Annotated in this window: 9 protein-coding genes; 6 read left to right on the forward strand and 3 right to left on the reverse strand. The window is 66.2% G+C overall.

Annotation, left to right across the window (positions count from 1 at the left end; translation table 11 throughout):
• Positions 1–3 precede the first annotated feature (3 nt).
• On the reverse strand, positions 4–4587 hold the full coding sequence (gene gltB / locus MARKY_RS06425; protein WP_013704070.1) for a glutamate synthase large subunit: 4584 nt from the start codon (positions 4585–4587) through the stop codon (positions 4–6).
• A gap of 348 nt (positions 4588–4935) precedes the next feature.
• Between gltB and MARKY_RS06430 the strand changes: the two genes are divergently transcribed.
• From MARKY_RS06430 to MARKY_RS06440, 3 genes are all read left to right on the forward strand, one after another.
• Positions 4936–5208, forward strand: coding sequence for a stage V sporulation protein S (locus tag MARKY_RS06430; protein WP_013704071.1), 273 nt, complete (start codon positions 4936–4938; stop codon positions 5206–5208).
• Between the two features lie 83 nt (positions 5209–5291).
• A complete protein-coding gene (locus tag MARKY_RS06435; protein ID WP_013704072.1) occupies positions 5292–5978 on the forward strand; it encodes a zinc metallopeptidase in 687 nt (228 codons plus the stop codon).
• Positions 5968–7221 carry an RsmB/NOP family class I SAM-dependent RNA methyltransferase gene (locus tag MARKY_RS06440; protein WP_013704073.1) on the forward strand — a complete coding sequence of 418 codons (1254 nt, stop codon included), beginning with the start codon at positions 5968–5970 and terminating at the stop codon, positions 7219–7221. Before MARKY_RS06435 ends, MARKY_RS06440 begins: the two co-directional genes overlap by 11 nt.
• Here the strand turns inward: MARKY_RS06440 and MARKY_RS06445 are convergent.
• The gene (locus MARKY_RS06445) at positions 7218–10085 is read right to left on the reverse strand and encodes a sensor domain-containing protein (protein ID WP_013704074.1); all 2868 of its coding nucleotides are present in this window, start codon (positions 10083–10085) and stop codon (positions 7218–7220) included. The two genes, MARKY_RS06440 and MARKY_RS06445, sit on opposite strands and share 4 nt — an antisense overlap.
• Before the next feature lie 221 nt (positions 10086–10306).
• Here MARKY_RS06445 and MARKY_RS06450 point away from each other — a divergent pair, with 221 nt between their 5' ends.
• The 3 genes from MARKY_RS06450 (at position 10307) to MARKY_RS06460 (ending at position 13582) form a co-directional block, all read left to right on the forward strand.
• The gene (locus MARKY_RS06450; RefSeq protein ID WP_052297162.1) at positions 10307–10972 is read left to right on the forward strand and encodes a c-type cytochrome; all 666 of its coding nucleotides are present in this window, start codon (positions 10307–10309) and stop codon (positions 10970–10972) included.
• Between the two features lie 163 nt (positions 10973–11135).
• Positions 11136–12002, forward strand: coding sequence for an ABC transporter substrate-binding protein (locus MARKY_RS11660; protein ID WP_281004380.1), 867 nt, complete (start codon positions 11136–11138; stop codon positions 12000–12002).
• 734 nt (positions 12003–12736) lie between these two features.
• Entirely contained in the window at positions 12737–13582 is an 846-nt protein-coding gene (locus MARKY_RS06460; protein ID WP_013704078.1) for a transposase, read from the forward strand.
• Here MARKY_RS06460 and MARKY_RS06465 read toward each other — a convergent pair.
• A complete protein-coding gene (locus MARKY_RS06465) occupies positions 13557–14057 on the reverse strand; it encodes a tyrosine-type recombinase/integrase (RefSeq protein ID WP_013704079.1) in 501 nt (166 codons plus the stop codon). The two genes, MARKY_RS06460 and MARKY_RS06465, sit on opposite strands and share 26 nt — an antisense overlap.
• Positions 14058–14349: the final 292 nt, after the last annotated feature.

Here is a 14349-nt window from a genome sequence, read left to right on the forward strand (position 1 = left end):
CCCTCACCCCACGCTGGAGAGCGCCTCGTTGCGCACCTGCTCCAACAAACGCGCTTCTAGGGGCTGGTCCGTCACCGTCCCCAAATCTGGGCGCGGCGCGACCTTCCAGAAGTGCTCGAGCGCCCGCTCCCAGTCCTCGAGCAAGGCGGCGGCGCGGGGGCTTTGCGTCAGATGGTAGTGCCGCTCGATCAAGGCGCGCAGCAACGCCTCGTCCAGCTCGTGCTCGAGGCGCTCGAGGCGCACCATGCTGGGGTTGTAGCGGTCCGGGAAGCGGCCACTTTCATCCAGCACGTACGCGACGCCGCCCGTCATGCCCGCCCCGAAGTTCCGGCCGGTCTCGCCCAGCACGACCACCACGCCGCCGGTCATGTACTCGCACCCGTGGTCGCCGCACCCCTCCACGACCGCGCGGCCGCCGGAGTTCCGCACGCAAAGCCGCTCACCGGCCCGGCCCGCGGCGTACAGGCTGCCTCCGGTCGCGCCGTACATGACGGTGTTGCCCAGGATCACGCTTTCGTGCGGCTGGACCCGGGCGGACTGGGGAGGACGCACGACGATCGTCCCGCCGCCCATCCCCTTGCCCACGTAATCCTGGGCCTCGCCCTCGAGGTAGAGGAACACCCCCCGGGTCAAAAACGCGCCGAAGCTCTGCCCGGCCACGCCTTGGAAGTACGCGCGCACCGTCCCCTCGGGCAACCCTTCGTCCCCGTACAGGCGGGCGATCTCCCCGCTGAGGCGCGCCCCGACGCCGCGCTCACGGTTCGTGATGCGGTAACGGCGCGCGAGGGGCGCGCGGGTTTGGAGGGCTTCAGCCGCTTCGCGCGAGAGCGCCTCGTCGAGTGAGGGGACTTCGGGAGGGTCGTTGCGCGGCACGACCGAGCGGCGGGGTTTCGTTCCGCTCGGGTCGGGGTCCGCCAACAGCGCGCTGAGCTCGAGGCGCGCGCCTCTCGGGAGGGAGACGTCCTCGCGCGGCTCGAGGAGGTCCACCCGCCCGATGATCTCCTCCAGTCGCCTGAACCCCATCTCCGCCAGGATCAACCGGACGTGCTCCGCCACGAAGAACATGAAGGCGATCGCGTGTTCCGGCACGCCGGGGAAGCGGCGCCGGAGGTCCTCGCGCTGGGTAGCGATCCCAACCGGGCAGGTGTTCAGGTGGCATTGCCGGGCCATGACGCACCCGATCGCGATGAGGGCAGCCGTGCCGAACCCGAACTCCTCGGCCCCCAGCAGCGCCGCGATGACCACGTCCCGGCCGGTCTTTAACCCCCCGTCCACGCGGAGCCGGACCCGGCCGCGCAGGTCGTTCATGACCAGGACCTGCTGCGTCTCGGCCAGCCCGAGCTCCCAGGGCGCCCCGGCGTGCTTGATCGAGGTGAGGGGGGAGGCGCCGGTGCCCCCGTCGTGCCCGGAGATCAGGATCGCGTCCGCGTACCCCTTCGCCACCCCAGCGGCGATCGTTCCCACGCCGGCCTCCGCGACGAGCTTGACCGCGACGGTGGCCTGGCGGTTGACCCGCTTGAGGTCGTGGATGAGCTGGGCGAGGTCCTCGATCGAGTAGATGTCGTGGTGGGGCGGGGGCGAGATCAGCGGGGTTCCGGGCGCGGCCCGCCGCAGGCGCGCGATCTCCCCGCTCACCTTGAACCCCGGGATCTGGCCGCCCTCGCCGGGCTTGGAGCCCTGGGCCATCTTGATCTCCAGCTCCCGCGCGCTCACCAGGTACTCCGGCGTGACGCCGAACCGCCCGGAGGCCACCTGCTTGATCTGGCTGTTCCCCCAGTCGCCTTTCCGGGGGTGCCACCGGGCCAGGCTGACCTCAGGCGCGTCCGCCGCATACGGGCGGTAACGCCGCCGGTCCTCCCCGCCCTCCCCGGAATTGCTCCAGGCCCCGATGCGGTTCATGGCCACCGCGAGCACCTCGTGCGCCTCGCGCGAGAGCGCGCCGTGGCTCATGGCCTGCGTGCGGAAGCGCTTAACGATGGCCTCGGCGGGCTCCACCGCCTCGAGGGGCAGCGGCGTGCGGGCTTTCTTCCAGGTCAACAAGTCCCGCAGAGCCATGGGCGGTCGGCCGTCCACCGCGGCCGCGTACGCCTGGTACGCCGCGAAGTCCTGGGTGCGTACCGCCTTGTGGAGGTGCTTGAAGACCGTGGGGTTCCACGCGTGGTACTCCCCCTCCTTGCGGAAGCGGTACAGGCCCCGGTCGGGCAGGCCCGCCGGTTCGGTGTACGCCTCCGCGTGAAAGCGCAGCACGTCCCCAGCGATCTCCCGGAGCCCCACCCCCCCGATTCGGCTTGGGGTGCCCGTAAAGTACCGCTCGATCACCTCGCGGCGGATGCCCAGAGCCTCGAAGATCTGCGCGCCCCGGTAGCTGGCCACGGTGGAGATCCCCATCTTCGCCATGACCTTGAGCAGGCCTTGCTCCACCGCGGCCCGGTAGTTCGCGAGCGCCGTCTCCACGGGCACGTCCACCGCCTTGCGGGGATCGTTCCGCACCAAATCCCGCACGGACGCGTACGCCAGGTAGGGGTGCACCAGCGTCGCGCCGTACCCGAGCAAGCACGCGAAGTGATGGTCCTCCCGCGCCTCGGCGGTATCGCACACGATCGCGGCCCGCATGCGCTTCCCCGCCCGGATCAGGTGGTGGTGCACGGCCGCGGTCGCGAGCAGCATCGGGACCGGCGCCCACTCCGGACCCACCCCGCGATCCGAGAGGATCAGGAGCGTACACCCCGCCTCCACCGCCCGCTCAGCCTCCCGCACCAATGTCTCCACGCGCCGCTCGAGGCCCTCCGGCCCTTCCGCGGCTGGGAAACGAGCCTCGAGGACGCAGGCGCGAAACCCGGGTTCATCCAGGGCCTTAAGCCAGGCGAACTCGGCCTCCGTCAGAATGGGCGAAGGGAACTCGATCAACCGCGCGGCCTCCGGGCGTTCCTCTAAAAACCCGGTGCGGGGCCCCACCAAGGTCCGGAGGGACATGACGAGGCGCTCCCGCAAGGGGTCGATCGGGGGGTTGGTGACCTGCGCGAAGCGCTGGCGGAAGTAGCGGTAGAGGAGCTGGGGCTGGCGGGAGAGAACGGCCAAAGGGGTGTCGTCCCCCATCGAGCCCAGGGGTTCCTTGCCCTCGGCGGCCATGGGTTTCAGGATGCGGTCGTAATCTTCCTTGCTGTACCCGAAGGCTTTCTGGAAGCGCACGAACGCCTCGCGCTCCGCGGGCACCCCCTCGGCCTGAGGCCCGAACCCCGGCTCGGGCGGGCGTTTACGGTAGCGCTCAACCCAGACGCGGTACACGGGGCGGGCGTAGGCTCGCTTGATCTCGTGGTCGTGCAGCAAACGCCCTTCCAGCGTGTCCACCGCGAGGAGCATGCCGGGCCCCAGCCGTCCTTTCTCCACGACACGGTCCTCAGGCAGCGGCACGATTCCGGTCTCCGAACCCACCACCACCAGCCCATCCTCGGTGATCCAGTAGCGCTGGGGGCGCAGGCCGTTGCGGTCCAGCATCGCGGCGGCGTAACGGCCCTCGGAGAAGACCAGGGCGGCCGGGCCGTCCCAGGGCTCGGTGAGGCCCGCGTGGTACTCGAAAAAACCACGGAGGTTCGGCTCGAGGTCCGCGCGTGCCTCGTACGCTTCGGGCACCAGCATGAGCATGGCGTGCAGCGGGTCCCGGCCTGACATGACGAGGAGCTCGAGGACGTTGTCGAGCGCTGCGGAGTCGCTGCCGCCCTCCTGGATCGCGGGGAGCACCTCGTCGAGGGTCGCGCCCCAGAGGACGCTTTCGAGTTCGGGTTCGCGGGCCCGCATCCAGTTCACGTTGCCTTGGAGGGTGTTGATCTCTCCGTTGTGCGCGAGGAGGCGGAAGGGCTGCGCGAGGGGCCAGACGGGGAAGGTGTTGGTGCTGTAGCGCTGGTGGAAGAGGGCGATCGCGGTCTCGTAAGCGGGGTTCTGGAGGTCGGGGTAGAACCGCTCGAGCTGATCCGCCCCCAACAAGCCCTTGTAGACGATCGTGCGGTGCGAGAAGGAGGGGATGTAAAAGCCTTCGAGGCCCGCGTGGAGAGCGCGTTGTTCCATGCGGCGGCGGGCGAGGTAGAGCAGCCGCTCGAAAGCTGGGGCGTCCAGCCCGGCCGGCGCACGTACGAAGAACTGGCGGATCTCCGGGCGGGTAGCGCGGGCTTTCTCGCCGAGTGCGGTGTCGTCAACGGGCACCGTGCGCCACGCGAGGAGGGGCAGGCCGCATGCCTCGAGGACGGCTTCGATGATCTCCACCGCCGTGCGCTGGGCTTCTGGGGCGCGGGGCAGGAAGCCTACCCCCACTCCAAGGAGGGGGGTCTCCTCGAGGGGAACGCCTTGTTGGGCGAGCGCGTGGCGGAAGAAGGCGTGGGGGATCTGGGTGAGCACCCCGGCGCCATCCCCGGTCAGGCCGTCCGCGCTGACCGCGCCCCGGTGCGCCAGGTTGGCCAGGGCGGTCGTCGCCTGTCGTAGGACCTCGTGGGTCTTTTGCCCGTCGATCCGGGCGACAAACCCGATGCCGCAGGCGTCGCGTTCAAAGCGCGGGTCGTAAAGCCCAAACGGCCGAGGGAAACCGAGTCTCGCCATCACGCTCCTCCCTAGCAGCTGGTATAGGTATAGGACTGGCGGTGCAAACGCTCTGTTTGCCCCTTTGGTTACGGGTTGCGCGCTCGTTGTTCCTGGGGAAACCGCGGCCCGATGGGTATAGATATGCAAGACGCCGCGGGGTTGAATGCAATTCTACAGATTGCTCGCGCGCGCGTCAAGCCGTTTGAGCTTGAGGGGCGGCCCCTCCCCTACCCGCCCTGTGAGTCGCGTGCATATCCACCCCCGGTTCTCTCTCCGGGGGCTTCAATCGTGCGAATTTACTTGACATTCGCGTTTTACCGTGGCTAAGATACCTTCTGGAAAAGGCGCATTTACGGGAGGTCACCTGTGGAAACGTTGCGCGTATCCGGAAAATCCCGTCCTAACTCTGTCGCTGGTGCCATCGCTGCGTTGCTGCGCACACAGGGTGAGGTTGAAGTCCAAGCCATCGGACCCGCTGCCGTGAACCAGGCGGTCAAGGCCATCGCCATCGCTCGGGGATACATCACCCCGGACAACCTGGATCTGTCGGTCAAACCCGCGTTCGTCAAGCTGGAACTAGAGAACGAGGAACGCACCGCCCTGCGGTTCACCATCAAGGCGCAGCCCTTGAACCACTAAACCTCCCCGACCCCGCCGAACACCAGGTGACGCGCATCTCAATCTGGTGATGGTGGGTTGCTATGCTGTTTTGGAGGTGACCTATGCTGCTCTTTGGTCCCATGATGTGGCTCATCCTACTCGTCTTCGCAGCCACCCTACTCATCCAGTTCTGGCTCCAAAACGTGTACGCGCGCTACAGCCGCGTTGCCAACAGTCAAGGCCTCACGGGCGCTGAAGTCGCTCGAGCCATCCTCGACGCGCACGGCCTGCATAACGTCCGCGTGGAGATGATGCCCGGCACCCTCACGGACCACTACGACCCCATCAAGAAGGTCGTGCGCCTCTCCCAAACCAACTACGCCTCCTCCTCCGTCGCCGCGCTTGCCGTGGCCGCCCACGAGGTCGGTCACGCCCTCCAGGACGCGCAACGCTACCACTGGCTCGTGGTACGCCACCAGCTCCTCCCCGCCGCCAACATCGGCAGCAACCTCGGGCCGTGGCTCTTCATCATCGGCCTTTTCATCGGGGCCCTGGGCCTTGCCAAGCTCGGGCTGTACCTCTTCGCCGCCGCGGCTCTCTTCCAGCTCGTCACGCTGCCCGTCGAGTTCGACGCCTCCCGGCGCGCCTTGGAGATCCTCAAACGCATGAACTTCCTCAGCCCGCGTGAGATGGGCGGGGCCCGCACCGTCCTCACCGCCGCCGCCCTCACCTACGTCGCCGCGCTCGCCATGTCCATCGCGTACCTCCTGCAGTACGCATCCATCCTCTCCACCGCTCGTGAGGAATAACCCCAACCCCCACCCCAAGCCCCCCGCGACCGCGCGGGGGCTTGCGTTACACGTCCTTGAAGCCGTCGCGCGCGGCCAGTACGCCCAACCCACCCTCGACCGCGCCCTCCAAAACACCCGGCTTTCCCCCGAGGACCGCGGCCTCGCTACGCACCTCACCTACGGCACGCTGCGCCACCTGCGCTACCTGGACCACCTGCTCGCCCCCCACCTCAACGCCCCCCACCACCTCCCACCCCCCGTCCGCTGGGCGCTCCGCGCCGGCGCGTACGAACGCCTCTTCCTCGAGCACCCCGCTTACGCGGTGGTGCACTCCTGGGTGGAGGAAACCAAGCGCCGCGCCCCCCGCCTCGCCGGCCTCACCAACGCCGTGCTGCGCCGCGTCACGCACCGCGAAGCTCCCCCCGCCGTGCGTCTCTCCATCCCGGACTTCCTGCACGACCACTGGCGGATCTTCTTCGGCGACGCGGGGTTCGCCGAAGGCTTCAACCAGCCCGAACCCCTCTGGATCACGGCCTACCCCGGCGCTCGGGAAGCCCTCGAGGCCCAAGGCGTCGCGTACCGGCCCGGTCCCGTCCCGGACAGTCTCGCTCTCGAAGGCGCCCGCCTCCGCGCCCTCGAGGCCTACCGCCAGGGACTCCTCCAACCCCAAAATCCCGCCTCGCTCTTCGCCGCGCAGCTCCTCGATCCCCCCCCGGGCGCCAAGGTGCTGGACCTTGCGGGCGGCGCGGGCCTCAAGGCCCTGTACCTCGCGGCGCGCGGCGCGCGCGTGGTGAGCTACGACAAGAACCCCAAACGCCAGGCCACAGGCCGCGCGACCCCCGCCCGCACCGGACTCCGGGTCGCCTTCAAAACCCAGGACCTCACCCGCCCCATCCCCGAGACCGCCCCCTTCGTGCTGCTGGACGCGCCCTGCACCGGGACCGGCACCTTCCGCGGGAACCCCGAGATCCGTTACCGCCTCCGCCCCCAAGACCCCCAAGCCCTGTCCACCCTACAGCGCGCGCTTCTCGAGACCGCCGCACGCGCGGTCGAGCCGGGCGGGCGGCTCGTGTACGCGGTCTGCACCCTGACCGAAGCCGAGGGTGAGGCCGTGACGCGCGCCTTCCTCGAGCAGCACCCGGAGTTTACGCTCGAGCCGTTCACGCCCCCCTTCCCCGCGCTCAAGCAGGACCTCGGGGTGTACGTCCGCCCCGAAAACGGCCTGGACGGGTTCTACTACGCGCGGTTCCGCAAAGCCTAAACCGAGGCCGTGTCGCTCAGCAGGGCCTCCAACGCCTCGCGCGGCATGGGCTTCGCCAGGTAGTAGCCCTGCACGATATCGCAGCCGAGGAGCGCCAGGAGCTTGTACTCCTCCTCCGTCTCCACCCCCTCGGCGATGGTCTTTAACCCTAGCTTCATCGCCAGACTGACCAGGGTATCCACGATGGCCAGGCTCCTGCGGCTTTGAGTCATGCGCTGCACGAAGGACATGTCGATCTTGAGGAAGTCCACCGGCAGCCGCTCCAAGTACGCCAGCGAGGAGTACCCCGTACCGAAATCGTCCACCGCGACCCGCACCCCCAGCTTGCGGACCTCCTCGAGGAACACCCGAGCCCGCTCGGCCTCCTCCACCAGCAGCCGCTCCGTCACCTCGAGGACCAGGTAACGCCCCACGTCCCGGGAGATCGCCTGGATGGCCTCCAAGAAACGCGCGTTGGTTAGGCTTTTGGGGGAGATGTTAAACGAAATCTTGATGGGGCGCTCCAGGCTCAGGAGGAAGGCCCGGATCTTCTCCAGCATCGCCATCTCCACCGCGGTGATGAGGGGACTCTCCTCGAGCACCTCGATGAAGGCGCTGGGAGCGAGCAGACCTTTTTGCGGGTCGCGCAACCGCAAGAGCGCCTCGGCCCCCGCGAGGGTTCTCGTGTCCGTGTAGAAGTACGGTTGGAAGTACAGCTCGAACCGGTCTTCCTTCAGGCTCTGCTCGAGCTGGGCGCGCCACCCCAGGTACCGCAAGGCCCGCGCGTCCATCTCCTGGTCGAAGAGGCTGAAGGTGTTCTCCCCGCCTTTCCTCTTGGAGAAGTTCAAAGCGGTCGCGGCTTTATTGTACAACTCGTGCGCAGAGGTTGCGTCACGCGGGGAAAAGGCCACACCCACGTGCACGCCGAGCGAGAGGGTCTCGCCGTTCCACTCGAAAGGTTCCGTGAAGGCCTCGAAAATATGCGGCAGTACCGCCTCGATCGCGGAAGGCTCCACCCCGGGCAGCAGCACCCCGAACGCGTCCTCCCCCACCCGGCCTACCAGCCCGCCCCCAAGCCGCGCAACCCTCTCCCGAAGGCGCTGCCCCAGCGTGTACAGCAACGCATCCCCAAACCGCGCGCCGAACGCACGGTTCACGTGGGTGAACTGGTGCACATCCGCCAGCAGCAGGGCCTTAGAGCCCTCGCGCTCGCGCAGCTCCCCCTCCACCTCCAGGAGAAACCCCTCCCGGTTCAACAGGTGGGTCAGGGGATCCTGGTACCGGAGGAGCACGACCTCCTCCTGGAGGTGGCGTTCCACCGTCACGTCCTTGGCGACCCCCACGATCCGGTGCACCGCGCCGTTCCGCATCACGGGCACGATGGTCTGGTCTAGGTAGAACCGCTTCCCGTCCTTGCGCCGGTTCACGAACACCGCCTGGAAGGAACGGCCAGCCCGCACGGCCTCCCAAAGCTTCGCGTAAAACCCCGGATCGTGGTACCCGGAACGAAAGATGCTCATCTTCCGCCCCAACAACTCCTCCCGCGCGTACCCCGAGATGCGGCAAACCGCGTCGTTCACGTACACGATCCCGCCCTCCGCGTCGGTGACCACGATCCAGTCCGGGCTGGCCTCCACCGCGCGCTCGATCACCCTTCGGTGCTGCTCCGCCTCAATGTCCTCCAGCGCGGCCGAGAGAACGCGCTGCAACTCCTCCAGGAAATCGATCTCCTCCTCGGTGAAAAACCCCCGCGCGCCCGCGTAGAGCGCCAGCACCGCGACCGTCCGCCCCTCCCGCAGCACCGGCACCGCGCACACGGACAAGAACCCGCGCTCGAGCATGATCTCGCGCCACGGGGTTACCGCGGGGTCGGTGCGGGTGTCCGCCACAACGACGATGCGCTGCTCCCGCCACGCCGTGCCGATCGGGTCTCGGCCCTCGGGGACTTCCGGATCCACGGTCACACGCACCCGATCCAAAAACCCTTCCGCGCGCCCCGCCGCAGCCACAGCCCGGAACTCTCCCGTCCCTTCCTCCGGCACGGCCACCCAAGCCAGCCCCAACCCACCGCGCTCCACCAGCAAGGCGCATACCGCCCGTAAGAAGGCCGTCTGGTCCTCGGCGGACTCCACCCGGGCGTTCACGTCCTTAAGGAGGCGGTACAACCGCTCGTACCGCTTTCGCTGGGTTTGATCGATCGCGATCGCCAACCCCGTGGGGCGGCCCTGGTAGGTCACGGTACGCGCGAACACGAGCACGTCGCGGCGCTCCCCGCGGGCCGTGCGTAACGGAAGCTCCTGGCTGAGCAACTCGAATCCTTTCGCGTACGCTTCCTCCGCGATGAAGGCCCGCGCGGCCTCCCACAGCTCCTCCGGCAGGACCTCCTCTGGCCTTAAGCGCAATAACTCCTCCCGCGTATACCCCAGCAGTTGCTGCGCGGCCTCGTTCGCGTACACGAAGGTGTCCCGGAACAGCACCACCGCCACCCCGGGCGCCCGGTCCAAAGCCTCCAGGATCTCCGCGCGCTCCTGCACCCAGGAAGCCTCCTGCCAAACACTAATCCACTCGAGCCGCGTGCCCGCACGGTGCGTTACGTTCAACGTTTCCAGGACCACGAGGTACGTGCCGTCCTTCCGGCGGTACCGGTACCGGTGCCGCAGCTCGTCCACCCCCAGGAACAAGCACCGCAACCCCTCGCGCACGCGGGGGGCGTCCTCCGGGTGTACCTTTTCCAGGAACCCCGCCGGATTTTGCGCGATCTCGTGCTCGCTCCAGCCCAGCAGGCCCTCCGCTTCCCGGTTCAGGCACGCCACAGAGTCTATGATGATCGTCTCGTCCTCGAGGCGCGCAGAAATCCGGTATACGATCGCTCGCGGTGGCGTCATACGCTGCGCTCCTTAGCTGGCCCTCATCGTCTGCCCCGCAAAGGGGGCATAACGGCTTTGTAAGCCCATCTTACACGATCCCCCTCAACAATCAATCCATACCGCACTCATCTTCCGGCTCCCTCGCCGCAAGCGTGCAGGCCCCCGCTTACCGCGTCGCTATTTGTGCTATAGTTTAAGCATAAACCTTTAAGAACTCGTGAAGGACCCACAGGAGGGATATGATGAAGGTGTACTCGAGCCGGTCCTCGCGACCCGTATGGTTACTCGTAGCCGCGTGCGCGCTCCTCCTCACCGCAAGCCTCACGTACGGCCAAGGCCTTCCCCAAAGCAACCCCGAGCGCGGACAAACCCTCGCCAACCAGCGCTGCGTGGGCTGCCACGGCCCCAACGGCCAGTCCCAAACCCCCACCTTCCCCAGCCTCGCCGCGCAAGTCCCCAGCTACCTCAGCACCCAACTCATCCTCCTTCGGGCCGGCATCCGGCAAAGCCCCGTCATGAACGCCATCGCCAAGGACCTCAGCGACCAAGACATCGCCGACCTCACCGCGTACTACGCCAGCCAACCCCCGCGCGCCCCCTGGCCGGCCAGCGACCCGGAACTCCAAGCCAAAGGCAAAGCCCTCTTCGAAAAAGGCGACCGCACCCGCGGCTTGATCGCCTGCGCGATCTGCCACGGCCCAGCCGGCCAAGGCGTGAACGCCAACGGCATCCCCCGCATCGCCCAACAATCCCCGGACTACTTCATCAACGTCATGAAGGTATTCGCCAACCTCGACCTGCCCCCCGGCGAATCCCCCTTCGTCGACGCCATGATCCTCACCGCGAAACTCCTCACCGAGGATGAACTCAAAGCGCTCGCCGAGTACGTGAAGAGCATGCCGTAAACACCGCATAGCCGCACCAAACAGCGCATTCCGCAGGACATTTATCCTCGCTGGGGAGCCCTAACATGGGGCTGTAGCCTCAGCTTTGCACCGGCTCCTTTTGCTGCTATTTCTTCTCCTCTTAAGCGCGTGCCACAACCCTACCGCTGAGCCTTGGATCGGAGTGGTCGTCTCAGGAGAAGGGCGGATGGAGCGGGTCCAAGGCCTCAAAGATGGGCTCACCATATACGGGGTCCCGAACCTGGGCATCAGGGTTTGCAACGCGCAAGGCTCCCCCAAAACACTAGCCGAGTGCGCACGCGATTTTGAAGCTGAAGGAGCTCGAGCGCTGATCACTGTAGGCGGCGTAGAAACGCAAACCGCTTTGCGGTCCACCCATCGCATTCCCATTCTGTACGTGGGGCTTGCGGCCAGCCTGGACTGGGGCTTTATTCAAAGCCTGCGCCGCCCTGGAGGACGGGTTAGCGGGGTAGACAACGGCTACGCTGAACTCACGGGGAAACGCCTCGAATGGCTTGTCCGGGCTCTGCCCTCAGCCCACCGGGTTCTCGTCCTGTACCAACCCGAAGTAGTTCCCACCCCTAAAGCACTCACGCATCTACGCAGCGCAGCCAGCATCCTAGGTACCGAACTCGCTTACTTTGAAGTGCGGCACCGCGAGGATCTCAACCGCCTGCCTCAAGTCCTCGCCAACACCCAGCCCGACGCCGCCCTTCTCCTCCCCAGTTTCATCCTGGAAAATGCGCTCACAACCCAAGTGCTCCCAGCGTTGGAAGCAACTCAGGTGCCCCTGGTCGGACTTTCCCCCGAACACACCCGCGCCGGTGCAGCACTTAGCTACGGCGCCAGCGAGCACGCCCTAGGACAACAAGCTGCCCGGATGCTCAAAAAACTCCTAGAGGGCCTCCCCATCAGCGAACTTCCGGTAGAACGCCCCGACATCCCTCGCCTAACCCTCAACCGCCGCGTCCTCGAGCGGTTAGGGTACTCCCCCACACCCCAGGTCGCGGCGCTTGCTGATGAGCTATGACCCGCCTCGAGGTTCGCTTTCTGCTGGCTGCTGCTGCTGCTGCCGTCCTTCCCCTAATCGGGATATGGGCCCTTGGATGGCAGCTCCTCAGCACCGCCTACTTGGGCCAAGCTTCTGGACGAATCGAAGGGCTGGCCGAACGCATCACCGCTGAACTCGAGGCCCGCTTCACGACTCTTAATCGAGTACTGGACACCGCCTGCCACCTCGCCGATCCCAACCCCACCTGGAGCCTCGAGGTAGCTCTCGCTCGCCTCCCTGAGCTGGATGCCGCAACCTTAACACAAAACGGTCGTTCCTGGAGCGTTTCCCGTTTTGTCGTGCTTACCCCCGGAGCATCCGTGCCCCCAGCCCCTCCGGGAAGCGTGAGGACCGATCCCTGGGGCGAGCCGGTCTTAAGGATCGAACAACACTGCCTAAGGGGAACGCTTAAAGCCGACGTACGCCTACGCCCCATCTTTGACTTGGTGGCCCGGGTCCCCCCCGGATACCGCGCGCGCCTCATCAGCCCTCAAGAGGGGCTTCTGGCCAGTTCTGACCTCACCGAAGTCCTTAATCCCAACATATCCCACCAGGACAAATCCCTCTGGAGAAGCACACGCCGCCTCACCAACGGTTGGGTTTTGGCGGTCGAAGCTCCTGAACACAACCTGGTCGCGCCCTTACGACGAGCCAACAATTCCTTCGTGTGCTACTTGATCTGGACCCCCAAGATGTGAAAGAAGGGGGGTGCTATGGACTCCAACCGGGAGCACCCCCTTTACTATCTTGACGCGGAAACCCTTCTGGTGGATACCTACATCTGGGTGGATGACGAACTCAAGGCCTTGCAAGCTCAGGGCTTCAACCCCCCCCCAAAGCAAAAGCACCAGAAGGCCACCCTGGCCGAGCTCCTGACCCTCGCCATCTTTTTGCTCCTCCAGGGCCAGGACCTCGCCAAAGGCTACCTGGCCGCCAAAACCACCCTGAAGGCTTACTTCCCCTCCCTCCCCCACCTCTCCCGCTTCTACCGGGTCCTTCAGAAGGCCCAGGGGCTGTTGGCCTGCCTCGCTACGCGCCTTGCTGGCGGAGAAGGACTTTTGCAGGTGGTGGACCTCAAGCCTATCCCCCTGGCCCACGGCCACCGCATCCACGGCCTCTCTCTTCCCGAGGCCGCGATGGGGGTAGGACCTCTGGGGGCTTTTGGAGGCTACGTCCTCATGCCGGTGATGAACGAGCGGGGTCTCTTCTTTCGTTGGGCCATTCTCCCCGGTAATGCCCGGAATACCTGGGGAAGGGACCTCCTGGACGGTTTACCCGCGGTCCCCGGGGACCGGGGTCTTCGCTGGGTCCAGGGGGTCAAGACGCCACCCTATCGGGTCAGGGGAGGAACGGTGGTGGAGACGGGGTGGAGAGGGTGGATGGAAAGGGTACGGAACTGGATTGAGACGCGGTTTAGCGTGATGGTGCGGTCTTTGGGGCTTCATCGGATAGAGGCCCGGTCCTACTGGGGTTTGGTGGCCCGGGTGAACCTCATCCTGCTCGTTCACAACCTCATACGTAGCCGGGTGCTTCTCAGGATGGCCGGGGTGGAGCTATGAGGTAGCACACGAAGGAATCCAGCTTTAGGGCCTCCTTGAATGCTCCTTTTAGAAAGTGGTGCACGTGCCGACGGACGCTAGGTGATAGGCCGCGTTCAGCGAGCTTTTCGTAAACGTCTTGGATGTGCAAAGGTTGAACCGCGTTAAGGCGTAGACGATGCAAAGGACGGAGGTATTCGATATAGGTCCAGTAGTGGCGGCTGGTGTTGGGGCGAACTTCCTTGGCCTTGGCCCGGGCATAGCGTTCTAGCCACTCCCCTACCGTTAGCTTGGCCGGCTCCGGTACAATGCCCGACCCTGCTTTAGGCAAGAGCTTGGCGAGCTTTTCAGCGGCTTCGCGCCGGCTTTTGCCGTACACCCACTTTTTGATCTGCGAGCCGTCCGCCGCGTATCCCACGGTAACGAAGCCCGCCCAGCGCCCGTCCTTGCGCTGGAAGATCGATCCTTCGCCCTTGCCGCGCTTGCGTTTCGACATGCTTTCAACATCCTTCCAGGACGGGTCATGTAAAAAACTCGGTTGAGTAAGAGGGGAGCCCTTAGTCTGGTTCTGCCATGAAGCCGACTGAGGACTCCCCGAGCTCCATCGTACCCTGTCCCCACTGCGGAGCCACCCGTGAGGAGAGCGGGGGCTACCGCAGACGCAAGCTGCGCACCTTTCGGGGCATCCAGGAAGTCAGAGTCAAACGGATCCGCTGCGCCCAATGCAAGCGCCAGAAACGAGCTCTCTACCCGGAGGACTGCCCTAGAAGCCGCTGGTACGCGATCTC

This window comes from Marinithermus hydrothermalis DSM 14884 (assembly GCF_000195335.1).
GTDB lineage: Bacteria > Deinococcota > Deinococci > Deinococcales > Marinithermaceae > Marinithermus > Marinithermus hydrothermalis.

What these genes read in the sequence shown, in the direction of transcription:
- MARKY_RS06460 (WP_013704078.1), top strand. Translation starts at nt 12,737, where the DNA reads ATGGACTCCAACCGGGAGCACCCCCTTTACTATCTTGACGCGGAAACC.
- gltB (WP_013704070.1), bottom strand. Translation starts at nt 4,587, where the DNA reads ATGGCGAGACTCGGTTTCCCTCGGCCGTTTGGGCTTTACGACCCGCGC.
- MARKY_RS06465 (WP_013704079.1), bottom strand. Translation starts at nt 14,057, where the DNA reads ATGTCGAAACGCAAGCGCGGCAAGGGCGAAGGATCGATCTTCCAGCGC.
- MARKY_RS06435 (WP_013704072.1), top strand. Translation starts at nt 5,292, where the DNA reads ATGCTGCTCTTTGGTCCCATGATGTGGCTCATCCTACTCGTCTTCGCA.
- MARKY_RS06450 (WP_052297162.1), top strand. Translation starts at nt 10,307, where the DNA reads ATGATGAAGGTGTACTCGAGCCGGTCCTCGCGACCCGTATGGTTACTC.
- MARKY_RS06445 (WP_013704074.1), bottom strand. Translation starts at nt 10,085, where the DNA reads ATGACGCCACCGCGAGCGATCGTATACCGGATTTCTGCGCGCCTCGAG.